The sequence below is a fragment of the Salmonella sp. SAL04157 genome (genome assembly GCF_046551635.1).
GTDB classification, from domain to species: Bacteria; Pseudomonadota; Gammaproteobacteria; order Enterobacterales; family Enterobacteriaceae; genus Salmonella; species Salmonella enterica.
Genome location: NZ_JBGDVS010000010.1, coordinates 23,683 through 38,768 on the forward strand (window position 1 = coordinate 23,683; position 15,086 = coordinate 38,768).

A 15,086-nucleotide genomic window follows, 5' to 3' on the forward strand; every position below is an offset into this window, starting at 1 on the left:
GCGAATATAGGTAATTTTATCTGTTGCACTAAGGGAAATGGCGATGGTCTGGTATTGAATATGGAGAATGTCAAAGAAACGAATGGCAATAGATATCTGAAATGCTATAAAAATAAAACCTGTCTCCTATCCTGGTTGTAGGCCGTCAAAAATGTTGAGAAATATCAGCGTCAGGACATGCATTATTCTATTTATGGTATGTACGTTTCTTTTGGTGGATACTTTACAAATAGCTTTTCTGCACGATCTCCCTATTTTAATTACGTGTAATATCATTTATCTGATCTCGGCATTACTGCTTTGGTGGTATATGACCTGCTATCTGGTAGTGCCGATTAATACCGTGAAGAAAAGTATTGAAGAGGTCGCAGCAGGAAACTTGTCTATTCATATCTCCGAATTTGGCAATAATTGCGCCGGACGACTCATCCCCGGGATTAATAGCCTGTCGGAGAATATTTCCGCGCTGGTACGTGAAATCAGATCCTCTTCGCAAACGGCAATGACCCTTTCCGAACAACTGGCGGCGCGCAGTATGTCGCTATCCGTAAAGACGGAACAGCAGTCGGCCTCGTTAATTCAAACTGCCGCCAGTATGGATGAAATGGCGGCGAGTACCAAAAACAATGCGGATAATACCCGAATGGCGAGCATACAGGCGGATTGTGCAACCCAATGCGCCCGTAAAGGCGGTGAATTAATGGGGCGGGTTACAGAAAATATGCGTTCTATTACCGACTGTGCCTCGCAGATGACGGAGATTATTTCATTGATTGACGGTATCGCATTCCAGACTAATATTCTGGCGCTTAATGCGGCGGTAGAGGCTGCGCGGGCGGGCGATCATGGAAAAGGTTTCTCCGTGGTGGCCGGGGAAGTGCGTAATCTGGCGCATCGTAGCGCCGAGGCGGCAAAAAGTATCAAGGCGCTGATCGACGTTACGCATGACAATGTGCGGCAGGGGGCCGCCATAGTGCAGGAGGCTGAAAAAAATATGCAGGAGATTGTTGGCGGCTCCGGGCAATTAAACGTGCTGATGAATGAAATTTCCACCACCACGCGGGAGCAGGAAAAGGGCATTAACCAGATAACCCTGGCGTTGAGCGATCTGGAAAGCGCAACCCATAGCAATGTCTTAATGGTTGAAGCGCTATCTGCTTCTTCGGATGTTTTAAAGGCGCAGGTGATCGAGTTACAGACTAAAACCGACAAATTTCGTTTAAGCCAGCCGGGTTACAGTGAACATGCGCTGACGCGCTCTCATGTATCATCTCTTTCGACCATCACCAGGCGCGGCCAGGCCTGATAATACATGTTTGGTAAGCGCCTGTTGCTAAGGCGCTTTTTCCGCACGTTCCCGTCATTCTTTTTGCGCAATGAGAAAATGAGAGATTGCTTAACCTTTCCCGAAAGCTAGACTAACGGCATGAGAGTTGTGACGTGGAGGCGCTGTGGAAGCCATTAAGGGATCGGATGTGAACGTGCCGGATGCCGTTTTCGCATGGCTACTGGATGGTCGTGGTGGAGTAAAACCGCTCGAAGATAATGATGTGATCGATAGTCAGCATCTCTGTTGGCTACATCTTAATTATACCCACCCGGACAGCGCCCGCTGGTTGGCTTCAACGCCTTTACTCCCCAATAACGTGCGTGATGCGCTGGCTGGTGAAAGCTCGCGCCCGCGCGTAAGTCGTTTGGGGGAAGGGACGCTCATTACGCTGCGCTGTATTAATGGCAGTACTGACGAACGCCCGGATCAATTAGTGGCAATGCGTTTATATATGGACGAGCGATTCATTGTGTCTACCCGTCAGCGAAAGGTTCTGGCGCTGGACGATGTGGTCAGTGATTTGCAGGAGGGCACCGGGCCCGTAGATTGCGGCGGCTGGTTAGTGGATGTGTGCGATGCGTTAACCGATCACGCCAGTGAATTTATTGAAGAGCTACACGATAAAATTATCGATCTGGAAGATAATCTTCTCGACCAGCAAATCCCACCGCGCGGTTTCCTCGCATTGCTACGTAAACAGCTAATTGTTATGCGTCGCTATATGGCGCCGCAGCGCGACGTCTATGCCCGGCTTGCGAGTGAACGGCTGCCGTGGATGAGCGACGATCACCGGCGCAGAATGCAGGATATCGCCGACAGGCTGGGAAGGGGGTTGGATGAAATTGACGCTTGTATCGCGCGTACTGGCATCATGGCGGATGAAATTGCCCAGGTGATGCAGGAGTCTCTGGCGCGCAGAACTTATACCATGTCGCTTATGGCGATGGTTTTTCTGCCCAGCACCTTTTTAACAGGGTTATTTGGCGTTAACCTGGGCGGTATTCCTGGCGGCGGATGGCGGTTCGGCTTTTCTCTGTTTTGTATTCTGTTAGTTGTCCTGATCGGTGGTGTTACTTTATGGTTGCATCGCAGTAAATGGTTGTAACAAAAGCGCTTTTCAGACCATTTCGTATGAAAAAACGCCGAGAAATTTGAGCGAAGTCAATAAACCATCTACCTATTCGGGGCAATATCTCTCTCGCAGGTGAATGCAACGTCAAGCGATGGGCGTTGCGCTCCATATTGTCTTACTTCCTTTTTTGAATTACTGCATAGCACAATTGATTCGTACGACGCCGACTTAGATTAGTCGGCTTTTTTTTGCCTGTAGAATATCTGCGTCTACCCTTTAAGAGTCTGAATGACATTCTGGAGGGTAATATGAGCTGTCTTTTGACCTTATTATATCTACACTCGTCCTTGTCGGACCCGATTCCCACTGACCCTGTTCCCATTCCTGAGCCGCTTCCCCGTCCTCAGCCGATGCCCGACCCGCCGCCGGACGAAGAACCGATTAAAATGTCGCATCAAACGCGCGGATCTGCGAGGATACGCGCCTGCTGACTATGAGTCGTTACCGCGAGAGTAAATTGTGACCGCTTTTTCAACCCTGAATGTTTTGCCCGCCGCCCAGCTCAATAACCTTACTGAGCTGGGCTATCTTGAGATGACGCCTGTTCAGGCCGCAGCATTACCCGTCATTCTGGCAGGAAATGATGTGCGTGTGCAGGCCAGGACCGGTAGCGGCAAAACGGCGGCGTTTGGTCTTGGGCTCTTGCATCGAATTGATGTCACTCTGTTCCAGACACAGGCATTAGTGCTGTGTCCGACGCGGGAGCTGGCGGATCAGGTTGCCGGAGAGTTACGTCGCCTGGCCCGTTTTCTGCCAAATACCAAAATTCTGACCTTGTGTGGCGGGCAACCCTTTGGCGCACAGCGCGACTCGCTTCAGCACGCTCCGCATATCATTGTCGCGACGCCGGGGCGCCTGCTGGATCATTTACAAAAAGAAACCGTATCGCTGGATGCGCTGCACATTCTGGTAATGGATGAAGCAGACCGAATGCTGGACATGGGATTCAGTGACGCCATTGATGAGGTGATCCGCTTTGCGCCTGAGACGCGCCAGACGTTATTGTTTTCAGCAACCTGGCCTGACGCCATTGCGGCGATTAGCGGTCGTGTACAGCAGCAGCCAATACGTATTGAAATCGATACGGTAGATGCGCTACCGGCTATCGAACAACAGTTCTTCGAAACATCTGCGCATGAAAAAATTTCGCTGCTACAAACGTTGCTTAGCCAGCATCAGCCAGCGTCCTGCGTGGTGTTTTGCAATACCAAAAAAGATTGTCAGGCCGTTTGTGATGCGCTTAATGCGGTAGGACAAAGCGCGTTGGCGCTCCACGGCGATCTGGAACAACGCGACCGCGACCAGACGTTGGTGCGTTTTGCTAATGGCAGCGCGCGCATTCTGGTTGCCACCGACGTTGCCGCGCGAGGGTTAGACATTAAATCGCTCGAACTGGTGGTTAACTATGAGCTGGCCTGGGACCCGGAGGTGCATGTCCATCGTATTGGCCGTACGGCGCGCGCGGGAAGCAGCGGCCTGGCGATCAGTTTCTGCGCGCCGGAAGAGGCGCAGCGGGCGAATATTCTTTCAGAAATGCTGCAACTCAAGCTGAACTGGCTGAATGCGCCCGCCCGGCAGCCGTTACTCCCTCTGGCCGCAGAGATGGCTACCCTATGCATTGATGGCGGCAAAAAAGCGAAAATGCGTCCGGGAGATATTTTGGGCGCGCTGACCGGCGATATTGGATTAGACGGGGCGGATATTGGCAAAATTAACGTGCATCCCATGCACGTTTACGTCGCCGTACGTCAAGCAGTAGCGCAAAAAGCCTGGAAGCAGTTGCAAAACGGGAAGATCAAAGGCAAGTCATGCCGGGTACGGCTATTAAAATGATCGATAGCATGGCGTCTCAGCGGGTGCTGAGACGCCTGCAGATTATTTCACTTCGATAACATCAAGCCGCAACGCCTCTAAGGCGGTGTCATCTTCTTCCGGCTGCCAGCCAGCGGGCTGCAATGGAATCTCTTCACGATCGAACGCTAAATCGCCGCCGTCGACGACCTCGGAACCGTGAGTGATCCCTTTGAAATCGAACAGGTTAGTGTCACAAAGGTGAGACGGCACGACATTCTGCATGGCGCTAAACATCGTCTCGATCCGTCCAGGATAGCGTTTATCCCAGTCGCGTAGCATGTCGGCAATCACCTGGCGTTGCAGGTTGGGTTGCGAACCGCACAGATTACAAGGAATGATAGGAAAGGCTTTGGCCTCAGCAAAACGGATAATATCTTTCTCGCGGCAGTAAGCCAGCGGGCGGATCACGATATGTTTGCCGTCATCGCTCATCAGCTTCGGCGGCATCCCTTTCATTTTTCCGCCATAGAACATATTCAGAAACAGGGTTTGCAGAATATCGTCGCGATGGTGGCCCAGGGCGATTTTGGTCGCGCCCAGTTCAGTCGCAGTACGATACAGGATACCCCGACGCAAACGCGAGCACAGCGAGCAGGTGGTTTTTCCTTCCGGAATCTTCTCTTTCACAATGCCGTAGGTGTTTTCTTCGACGATTTTATATTCTACGCCCAGCTGCTCAAGGTAGGCTGGCAGGATATGCTCCGGAAAACCTGGCTGCTTTTGATCGAGATTGACGGCGACCAGTGAAAAATTGATCGGGGCGCTTTGCTGCAAATTACGTAAAATTTCCAGCATTGTATAGCTATCTTTGCCGCCAGAAAGGCAAACCATAATGCGATCGCCTTCTTCAATCATATTAAAATCGGCAATCGCTTCGCCAACGTTACGGCGCAGGCGCTTTTGCAACTTGTTGAGGTTGTATTGCTCTTTTTTTGTATTCTTTTGAATTTCTTGCATTATTTCAGTTCTCTGGTACTAAATGGGGCGAACTTTGCAACTACGATAACCGCGCATTCAACATCGCTACCTGTTCGTCGTTCATGTCATCAATCTACATACCGTAAATTTCATACACCATTGCGCAGTTTCATGCCCCATTTGGCTGGCGATAAATGCCGGGTTCGCTCCTGCCGTCAACAGCCAGCAGGCAAAAGTATGTCGCGTATGGTACGGATTACGGCGACGAATGCCAGCACGTTTTAATAGAGATAGTACCTTCGGATATTGTCAACTGTATACATCATGCAGCCAGGTCCGTTAAGAAGTGACGGGCTCAACTGAAATTCAGGCGCTGCTGCGTCCTGATGATGGTACGTTTCAAGTGGTTCCGTGGGGTGAACCGGGACAGGTGTAAAATGATATTCGGCACACCCTTTTTGCTCTTTTATTGGTGATATAAAATACGGTATCAGTATTTTATTATCTACTAAGATAGTGCAGAGTGTTTAATTATCGTTGGGTAAGATCAGTTTACCGTATACTATTTAAAATTTTCTTGCCTATTCTGGTGGTCGTATTGAATTAAAAATAGCCTGTTTCATATGTACAGTTCAGACAAATTATTTGCGATGAGAATTGCTACCTGATATCTACATCTTATGATGTATACCATAATTCTGGCTGGAGAACGTAATGCGTATAACAGTAAGTGATATATCAACCAGAGAATCACAGCAGACGGTACAGATACAAGCTATCAGAAGTTGGGATACCATACCGTACCTTTCAATGTTGGATGGACTTTATCAGGACGATATCTTTCATGAGCAAATATCTAATTTACCAGAAGAATATATTAAGCTGGATGAGATGGCCAAAGATGAAGAAAAGAACAGCTTAAATATTTATGAATTCTTCTTTGAGCCAACACATGAAATTATATGTGAAGAAATCCAATCAACATTGGATTTTTATTATTCAAATAGCGCAACCTTCCGTAGGCTGGTTAATTATAAAGTAGAGCGCAGTATCAATGACGATGTAGATACCAATAAATGCGAGGTAAAGATATCTCTAAATTACAGTTACGAAAATATTGATGGGGGGCGAGGATGTTTATCGCTTCCATTTGATCAAAACGGCTATCCAATTCCCCCTGACTTTCACAACTGTGTAAATGGAATCACATCAAAAAAATTGTTGTTAGATCTATTTCTAAAACATATTTTGCACGATCATTTAAATGCAAGCGGTGAAGTTGCAAACGTTTACGCCAATGTTATTTATAAAGAGATTGATCCCGCTGCAATTGCACATACATCGTCGTGTTTTTCTCAGGTAACGATGAGTGGTGAACATGAGCTATTTAATGTAGATAGCGTAACTGTTCCACCTAAAAGCACTGAGCAAATTATATTTGAGGGAAAGGAAATTCAAAAGCAAATTTTCTTATCTTCTCATAGCCGCAATCATCTTCAGCCAGTAACCATTCATAAAATGGACAGGAGTATTAAAAACATTGCAGTAACTGGTTTGTTATTATCATCAAGATTAGCAGTAACATCTGGTGATTATAGGATAAAAAATGGTAATTCAGAGGGTGAGAATGATTTTTTACCCGTTAAAGAATTACAGAAATATGAAAGGGCTCTCCCGGAGGATCATCCTGCCCCAACTACGGAGCCTAACCTGGCAGGTAAGGTGTTAGATGGCCTATTTGAACACGTTACATCTATGGCAGGGGGATGCTACAGAAAACAAGCCTCATATCCACCGCTGTCATCGGAAGCGCCTAATACGATAAAATATGGCGACAGAGAGCTCGTTTTAACTAAAGAACCCGGTTCAGAAACGTATCAGGCAACCTATTCGGATAGCGGAAAAAATTCAGCCATGACATTTTACCGATCTTCTGATGGAAGATTTTATCAGGCGTCAGGGCTGAAAGGTGGGGGGCTTATTCGCCATATTGATAAGCCTTATTCAGAGTTAAGAGAAGGAGACACGGGTTATGATGAAGAGCTTCTGGATATTACGGATGATTCCCCCTTACTGGAAGATATACTGGCCTCTCTGTCAGAAGATTTATACCCTACATCAGAAGAAAATGTACAAAGTATTTATAAGAAATACCAGAGTGGGGATGCTGCAGCAGGGGAGACTGAAGTTGTATTATGCCGAGGTACAATAGGTCCGCAGGCTGAAAATATTGTTAGTTTTAAAACAGCAGGCGGTATTGAGGGGGGCGATGTAGAGGTATTGCCTGTCTCTGCTGAAATAGCCAAAGAGCAGGTTCGAAGTGGAAGAATCGTACCTGAATATACCACCGATCTTAGTGTTGCCGACAGGTTCAGCAGGGAGCATTATCTTATTATCGTTAGGGTAAAAGTCAAATATCTTACACGAGGTAGCGTCAGTGAAAGCGGCTGGGTTATGCCAAAAAAAACACCAGTGGACCCTGTTGGTATAATTGACAGAACATATGGTAAAGCAGAAAATACGGGGCAGGCAAACGCTTCTAAGTAATCATAAATCCTGAACAAGTTTATTGTTTTTATCTCTCGTGTATAAAAGATTGCTTTTATACTTTAAATAATTTGAGTTGCAGGAAGGCGGCAAGCGAGCGGATCCCCAGGAGCTTACTCAAGTAAGTGACTGGGGTAAGGGAACGCAGCCGCAGCACATGCAACCTGAAGTATGTTATGGCAAGATACGCAATGGTTCAAAAGCGTCTTTATTCTGTCATCCGTATTAATTAAGATGTCATCACGCTCAGAAAAATATCGGAACGAAGAGATGTATGACTAAAGAAGCTGTAATCTTTCTATTTATCGCCATCGTGGTAGAAGTTATCGCCACGATCTCATTAAAATTATCGGATAGTTTTACGCGTCTGGTACCGAGCCTCGTTACCATCATCGGATATTGTATCGCGTTCTGGTGCCTTACCATCCCAATGCGAACCATCCCTGCTGGTATCATTTATGCCATTTGGTCTGGGGTAGGGATTGTTCTTATTGGATTGATAGGATGGTTGTTTCTTGGCCAAAAACTGGATGTGCCGGCTATTATTGGCATGTTGCTTATCATCTGCGGCGTAATCGTAATCAATCTGTTTTCAAAAAGCGTCAGTCACTAGGCGATGATGATGGTTGATTTGAGCCCGCACTCTCTTATGCGGGCTCGGGTATTTAGCGCACCACCAGTACGGAGCATTCCGCATGACGCACAACGGCTGCGGCGTTGGAACCCAACAGATAGGTAGTAATATCCGGACGATGCGAGGCGATAATCACCATATCGGCCGGTAATTTTTTTGCCATTTCCAGAATCTTATCTTTAGGAGAGCCTTCTGCAACGTGCGCCTGCACGCGGTCCGCGGGAAGGTTGAATTTCTTGATAATCGCTTCCAGTTGAGATTTGGCTTCGGCTTTCAAATCGTCCATTGCGGGGAGCTCTGCTGAATAAGCCAGTCCCAGTGAAGCGTAATAGGGCAAAGACGGGATTACAGTCAAAAAGTGCACTTTAGCGTCGTCAATCTTTGCTTCGGCTTCAACATGTGAAATCACGCGTTGAGTTAATTCTGAATCTGAAATATCGATGGGTACAAGAATCGTTCTGTTCATAAAACCTCCTGTTTAAGTATCCACTGAAATTCTACTCCCTAAAGGCACTTTATGTACAATGACATACGTCACATTTTAGGTGCTGCTCCACGATACTCTGCGGGGACTACCAACAGGGGAGGACGGCGTAATATTAAGCGCATTCCCCGTAAATAATCAGCGAGTTGACGTTAAAACGTTATTTATGCCTTGTCAGGAAAGACCTAAAAAGAGATGTTACCGTTTAATTCAATAATTAATGAAATAATTCGCAGTGAAATAGATATAATTTATACGAATGCTTTTGGGGGTATTATACGAAATAAAAATTATACAATATCATTCGGTTACGATATTCTACGCCTGTTATATGCCTTTATTGTCACATATTCATTTTGTCGCTGGGCCATTGCGTTAACCTTTGCTTTCCAGCGTATAAATTGACAAGCCCGAACGAATGTTCGGGCTTTTTTTGTTTCCAGGTTAATCCTTAGAATATTTTTTAATCTGCGCCGGGTTTTTCCGCTTTTCCTGCCAGCAAGGCAAGAAAGTCATAGCGTTTTTGCAAATCCAATGCGGCATCTCGCCATAATTGTTCAGCTACTTCAGGCTGTTGCGCATTCAGGCGACGGAAACGCTGTTCATTAAGCAACGTTTCCGCCAGGGCATCAGACGGTGGCCGAGAGTCCAGCGCCAGCGGCGGCTTGCCTTCATCCGCACGGCGGGGATCAAAGCGGTATAACGGCCAGAAACCGGTCGCCGTTAACTGGCGCATCTGGTCATGGCTTAGCGCCAGATCGTAGCCATGTTCCTCACAGGGGCTATAGGCAATGATCAGCGACGGTCCTGGCCAGGCTTCGGCCTCCTGGATGGCTTTCACCGTCTGGTTTAACTGCGCGCCCAGCGAGATTTGCGCGACATAAACATGACCATACATCATCATGCTGACACCAAGATCTTTACGGGCTTTACGCTTGCCATGTTCGCCAAACTTAGTGACGGCGCCAAGCGGCGTCGCCTTCGATGCCTGGCCGCCAGTATTGGAGTAACACTGCGTATCCAGAACCAGAATATTGACATTCTCCGTCAGGCTTAACACATGGTCTAAACCGCCAAAGCCGATGTCGTATGCCCAACCATCGCCGCCAATCAGCCAGATTGATTTTTCTACCAGCGCATCAGCATCCTTTAACAGTTCCTCTGCGCCCGCAACCGATTTCAGATGTTGGCGTAATGCGGCGACCTGCTCACGCCGAACGTCAGGCGTTGCTTCGGCATGCAGCGCATCGTTTAATTCCGCCGGAATGCGATCGGCGAATTGCGCCAGTAAACGCATGACGCGCGCCCGGTGCTGATCCACGCTCAGACGGAAACCGAGACCAAATTCCGCGTTATCTTCAAATAACGAATTCGCCCATGCCGGGCCGCGTCCGTTGGCATCGGTGGTATAAGGCGTTGAGGGCAAATTACCGCCGTAAATAGAGGAACACCCCGTGGCGTTAGCGATTAACATTCTGTCGCCATATAACTGAGTCAGCAGTTTAATATACGGCGTTTCACCGCAGCCGGAACAGGCACCGGAATATTCAAACAGCGGTGTAATGAGCTGCGACGTGCGGATATCAATCCGTTCCAGTTTGCTGCGATCGATTTCCGGTAAGTCGAGGAAGAAGTCATAATTCACTTTCTCTTCTTCCACATGCTCAAGGCGCGACATCATGTTAATCGCCTTGATCTGCGGATTTTGCCGATCTTTAGCCGGGCAGACCTCTACGCATAAATTACAGCCAGTACAGTCTTCCGGCGCGACCTGCAGCACATATTTCTGGCCGCGCATATCGCGGGACTTCACGTCCAGCGAATGCAGACTGGCTGGCGCGTTTTCCATCGCCTGCGGGGAAACGACTTTCGCACGAATCGCCGAGTGAGGGCAGGCGGCGACGCAGTGATTACATTGTGTACACAGCTCCTCTTTCCAGACAGGAATCTCTTCGGCGATATTGCGCTTTTCCCAGCGGGTGGTGCCCATTGGCCATGTTCCGTCCGGCGGCAGCGCGGAAACAGGCAGTGCGTCGCCGAGGCCCGCCAACATGGCGGCGGTAACGGTTTTCACGAAATCCGGCGCGGCGTCGGAGACGACCGGCGGGCGATGCGCGCTATGCGGATTAACCGCCTGCAACGGCACTTCCGCCAGCGATGCCTGCGCCAGAGCCAATGCCTGCCAGTTACGCTCAACCAGATCCTGTCCTTTGCTGCTATAGCTTTTGGCAATCGCGCCCTGCAGCTCAACCAGGGCGCTATCGCCCGGAAGAATATGCGTCAGGTGGAAGAAAGCCATTTGCATGACGGTATTGATGCGGGCGCCAAGTCCACATTCGCGGGCGATTTTCGCCGCGTTAACCACGTAAAAACGCGCCTTTTTCTGATTCAACACCGCCTGAACTTCTTGCGGCAGACGCGACCAGACCTCGTCGGCGCTGTACGGCGTATTAAGCAGAAAGATACCGCCGGGCTTTAGACGCTCCGCCATCTGATATTTATCGATAAACTGTAATTGGTGGCAGCCGACAAAATCCGCCTGAGCAATTAAGTAAGCGGAACGAATGGGTTTCTCGCTGACGCGCAGGTGCGATACCGTGAGCCCGCCAGCTTTTTTAGAGTCATAAACGAAATAACCTTGCGCATACCACGGTGTAGAATTACCGATAATTTTAATATTATTTTTCGTGGCGGATACGCTGCCGTCGCTTCCCAGACCGTAAAATAACGCTTCAAGTTTAGCGCTGCCGGGCAGGGTATTTTCCGGTAACGGCAGCGAGAGGTTAGTAACGTCATCATAAATGCCCACCGTAAACCGTGGCTTGGGTTTCGCATGGCTGAGTTCATTAAAGACCGCCAGTACGCACGCCGGGCCGAACTCTTTGGATGATAGCCCATAACGGCCGCCAATGGTGCGCGGCAACGTTTCGCGCTCGCCATTATTAAAGGCTTCCGCCAGTGCGGTCATCACGTCCAGATAAAGCGGCTCGGCCTGCGCGCCAGGCTCTTTGGTGCGATCCAGCACGGCGATAGCGCGAACGGTTTCCGGTAATGCCTGTAACAAATGTTTGGCGGAGAAGGGGCGGAACAGACGGACTTTCAGAACGCCGACCTTTTCTCCGCGTATCAGTAGCTCGTCCACGACCTCTTCGCAGGTGCCGAGGGCGGAGCCCATCATAATGATGACGCGTTCAGCCTGGGGATGGCCATAATATTCAAATGGCTGGTAGTGGCGGCCCGTAGCGTCGCCAAATGCCTTCATCGCCTCTTCAACATGATCATAAACGGCGTTGTACCACGGATTGGTCGCTTCACGAGACTGGAAGTAGGTGTCCGGATTCGCTGAAGTTCCACGAATCACCGGATGTTCCGGATTCAGCGCGCGGGCGCGGTGAGCGTCGATTTCCGCCTGCGGCATCAGGTTCAGAATGGTTTCATCCGTTAGCGGTATAATTTTGTTGATTTCATGCGATGTACGGAAGCCATCAAAAAAATGAATAAACGGAACGCGGCTTTTCAGCGTAGCCCTGTGTGCGATCAGCGCAAAATCCTGCGCTTCCTGAACGCTGGCGGCGCATAACATCGCGCAGCCTGTCTGGCGGACCGCCATCACATCGGAATGGTCGCCAAAAATAGAAAGCGCGTGTGTGGCGACGGTACGTGCGGCAACGTGCAGTACAAACGGCGTGAGCTGCCCCGCCAGTTTATACAGCGTTGGAATCATCAGCAGCAGCCCCTGCGATGATGTAAATGACGTAGAAAGCGAACCGGTTTGTAACGCACCGTGAACGGCGGCGATCGCGCCGCCTTCCGACTGCATCTCTACCACACGCGGCGTATCGCCCCAGACATTTTTAAGCCCATAACCGGCCCAGGCATCCGCTTGTTCAGCCATTGTTGAACTGGGCGTAATCGGGTAAATGGCGATAACCTCGCTGGTACGGAACGCCACCGACGCTACTGCGCCATTACCGTCAATTGTTTGCATATGACACCCTTACATTGCGCAAAAAAGAGAGACACGCATAATCGTGAGCGCATCCTGTAGTTATCCTTTTATTTTAGCAAAGCCCTTCAAGCCCCATTTTCGCTTTTGTGTCCCTGGCGGGAGGAGAATGACGATTTCTTGCCGAAAAGGCGTAAAAAATTGCCAGTAAATGTTAATGAAGCGCATAAATGCGCGCTTTGCCTCTCGACGCGTCAGTTTCTGCTGCCTATTATTTAGGGCGGTGTCGTTTGGATGAATAAACAGAGGGGAGAGAAATGCGCGCAGCGTTTTGGGTGGGGGGGGCCGCGTTATTATTGTCGGCTTGCAGTAGCGAACCTGTTCAGCAGGCAACCGCGGCGCATGTTTCGCCAGGGATGAAAGCGGCGATGTCCAGCGCCGGCGAAGCGAATTGCGCTATGATTGGCGGTTCGCTTTCAGCGGCCCGACAGCTTGATGGTTCAGTAATTGGTATGTGCGCGCTACCCAACGGCAAACGTTGTAGTGAACAGTCGCTTGCCGCCGGAAGCTGCGGGAGTTATTAAGCGCGGCGTTTCGCCTGACGCGTATAACTTTTCACTTAATGGCTTAGTGCGCTAAATCCGCCAGTTTATACATTAGCGTTGTTTCTGCCGTCGCCAGCGTTAACTGGTTCGCGGTTAAATCGACCTGTGCGCCTTTGCTGAAGAGCTCGCTGAGGGTGCCGTCCAGCGCATTAAGCTGCGGATCGGCGCACATCATTCGGGTCATCGCTAAATTTTTCACTTTTAATTCGCCGTCCGACAGTTTTCCTTCGCCGGTGAATTGATTGCACATTTTGCCAGATACCGTCATGTCCTCGCCAAAGCTGAGCTCCGGGCCGGTGACCGTTTTACCGTTTACGCTTTCCAGAACAAAGCGGTGGTGCTCCAGTTGCTCGCGTTTGACGGACACTTTTCCACTGCTCACGCACCCTGTGATTATGATGCTCAGGGCGACCAGCGTGACGATTTTCTTCATTGATATTCTCTGTAATCTGATAGTTAACACTGACTATAGTAATAATATGACCGGATAGATCTTCAGGGGTTATCCGAAAATGCTCCCCTGAGCGCAGGGGAGCGACAGGATTAGAACAGCGCGTTCGGGCAGGCTTCGCCCTTCTCAAGCTGGCTTAAGTTTTGTAGCGTGGTTTCAGAGATGCTGATCAGCGCTTCTGCGGTCAGGAATGCCTGGTGCCCCGTAAACAGTACGTTATGGCAGGCCGACAGACGGCGGAAAACATCATCCTGGATAACATCGTTTGACTTATCTTCAAAGAACAGGTCGCGTTCGTTTTCATACACATCCATCCCCAGCGAGCCGATTTTCTGATTCTTCAGAGCTTCGATAGCCGCCTGGGAATCAATCAGCGCGCCACGACTGGTATTAATGACCATAACGCCATTTTTCATTTGATCGAATGCCGCATGGTTCAGTAAATGGTAGTTTTCCGGCGTGAGCGGGCAGTGCAGGGAAATGACATCCGATTCGGCAAACAACGTTTGCAGATCCACATACTCTACGCCGAGGTCAAGCGCGGCGGTGCTGGGATAGGGATCAAACGCCAGTAAACGCATTCCGAAGCCTTTCAGGATACGCAGCGCGGCGACGCCGATTTTACCGGTACCAATGACGCCAGCGGTTTTTCCGTGCATGGTAAAGCCGGTCAGCCCCTCAAGGGAAAAGTTAGCGTCGCGGGTGCGTTGATAAGCGCGGTGGATACGGCGGTTCAATGTCATCATCATGCCAATCGCATGTTCAGCGACGGCTTCCGGAGAATAAGCCGGTACGCGCACCACCTGCAAACCGAGTTCTTTAGCGGCATCCAGGTCGACATTATTAAATCCGGCGCAACGCAGCGCGATGTATTTCACGCCGTGTTTTTTCAGCTCTTCCAGTACCGGTCGGCTCCCGTCGTCATTCACGAAGATACAAACTGCTTCACATCCATTGGCGGTTTTCGCCGTTTTCTCGGTTAGCAGAAAATCAAAAAACTCCAGTTCAAAACCGAACGCTTCGTTCACTTGCTGTAGATATTTCTTGTCATACTGTTTGGTACTATAGACGGCGAGTTTCATATGACCTTCTCCAGTGATGTTAGAATCACACAAATATGCTTAAAATTATCTTACAAAAAATCAAAAATAATTGATAGTCATACATATAATGAATAATTTTAGG

12 protein-coding genes and 1 pseudogene are annotated in these 15,086 nt (G+C 49.2%); 6 read left to right on the forward strand and 7 right to left on the reverse strand.

Translation table 11 applies throughout. The annotated features are described in order from the left end of the window. The first annotated feature begins 151 nt into the window (after window positions 1–151). The 3 genes from ACLJRE_RS18590 to dbpA all read left to right on the forward strand — a co-directional run bounded on the left by ACLJRE_RS18590 (window position 152) and on the right by dbpA (window position 4,295). A complete protein-coding gene (locus tag ACLJRE_RS18590; protein ID WP_000945613.1) occupies window positions 152–1,306 on the forward strand; it encodes a methyl-accepting chemotaxis protein in 1,155 nt (384 codons plus the stop codon). A gap of 145 nt (window positions 1,307–1,451) precedes the next feature. Beyond that, window positions 1,452–2,435: a zinc transporter ZntB gene (gene zntB, locus ACLJRE_RS18595; RefSeq protein WP_000387367.1), complete on the forward strand. Its 984-nt coding sequence runs from the start codon at window positions 1,452–1,454 to the stop codon at window positions 2,433–2,435. Window positions 2,436–2,921: 486 nt separating this feature from the next. Beyond that, window positions 2,922–4,295, forward strand: a complete 1,374-nt coding sequence (gene dbpA, locus ACLJRE_RS18600; RefSeq protein ID WP_000123693.1) for an ATP-dependent RNA helicase DbpA — start codon at window positions 2,922–2,924, stop codon at window positions 4,293–4,295. 42 nt (window positions 4,296–4,337) lie between these two features. Here the strand turns inward: dbpA and ttcA are convergent, their stop codons facing one another. Together ttcA and ACLJRE_RS18610 are read right to left on the reverse strand one after the other, a co-directional pair. Further along, window positions 4,338–5,273 carry a tRNA 2-thiocytidine(32) synthetase TtcA gene (ttcA, locus tag ACLJRE_RS18605; protein WP_001156208.1) on the reverse strand — a complete coding sequence of 312 codons (936 nt, stop codon included), beginning with the start codon at window positions 5,271–5,273 and terminating at the stop codon, window positions 4,338–4,340. 94 nt (window positions 5,274–5,367) lie between these two features. After that, window positions 5,368–5,519: pseudogene (locus tag ACLJRE_RS18610) on the reverse strand (tyrosine-type recombinase/integrase); the annotation flags it as partial. A gap of 429 nt (window positions 5,520–5,948) precedes the next feature. Between ACLJRE_RS18610 and ACLJRE_RS18615 the strand changes: the two are divergent. Together ACLJRE_RS18615 and ACLJRE_RS18620 are read left to right on the forward strand one after the other, a co-directional pair. After that, complete coding sequence (locus ACLJRE_RS18615) at window positions 5,949–7,781, forward strand: DUF4765 family protein (RefSeq protein WP_053296630.1); 1,833 nt, start codon at window positions 5,949–5,951, stop codon at window positions 7,779–7,781. Window positions 7,782–8,055: 274 nt separating this feature from the next. Continuing rightward, the gene (locus tag ACLJRE_RS18620; RefSeq protein WP_000159242.1) at window positions 8,056–8,394 is read left to right on the forward strand and encodes an SMR family transporter; all 339 of its coding nucleotides are present in this window, start codon (window positions 8,056–8,058) and stop codon (window positions 8,392–8,394) included. 52 nt (window positions 8,395–8,446) lie between these two features. On the opposite strand, the gene uspF is transcribed toward ACLJRE_RS18620, so the two are convergent. From uspF to ACLJRE_RS18635, 3 genes are all read right to left on the reverse strand, one after another. Beyond that, window positions 8,447–8,881, reverse strand: coding sequence for a universal stress protein UspF (gene uspF / locus ACLJRE_RS18625; RefSeq protein ID WP_001082296.1), 435 nt, complete (start codon window positions 8,879–8,881; stop codon window positions 8,447–8,449). 481 nt (window positions 8,882–9,362) lie between these two features. After that, window positions 9,363–12,887 (reverse strand): pyruvate:ferredoxin (flavodoxin) oxidoreductase, encoded by a 3,525-nt coding sequence (gene nifJ / locus ACLJRE_RS18630; protein ID WP_023212667.1) that lies wholly within the window; start codon window positions 12,885–12,887, stop codon window positions 9,363–9,365. Between the two features lie 60 nt (window positions 12,888–12,947). Beyond that, on the reverse strand, window positions 12,948–13,259 hold the full coding sequence (locus tag ACLJRE_RS18635) for a reverse transcriptase (RefSeq protein WP_410957485.1): 312 nt from the start codon (window positions 13,257–13,259) through the stop codon (window positions 12,948–12,950). Between ACLJRE_RS18635 and ACLJRE_RS18640 the strand changes: the two genes are divergently transcribed. Beyond that, entirely contained in the window at window positions 13,163–13,429 is a 267-nt protein-coding gene (locus ACLJRE_RS18640) for a DUF333 domain-containing protein (RefSeq protein WP_001200684.1), read from the forward strand. The genes ACLJRE_RS18635 and ACLJRE_RS18640 overlap by 97 nt on opposite strands. 43 nt (window positions 13,430–13,472) lie before the next feature. Here ACLJRE_RS18640 and hslJ read toward each other — a convergent pair whose 3' ends face one another. Continuing rightward, a complete protein-coding gene (hslJ, locus tag ACLJRE_RS18645) occupies window positions 13,473–13,883 on the reverse strand; it encodes a heat shock protein HslJ (RefSeq protein WP_000725238.1) in 411 nt (136 codons plus the stop codon). A 110-nt stretch (window positions 13,884–13,993) separates the two neighbouring features. After that, on the reverse strand, window positions 13,994–14,983 hold the full coding sequence (gene ldhA, locus ACLJRE_RS18650) for a D-lactate dehydrogenase (protein WP_000762206.1): 990 nt from the start codon (window positions 14,981–14,983) through the stop codon (window positions 13,994–13,996). Window positions 14,984–15,086: the final 103 nt, after the last annotated feature.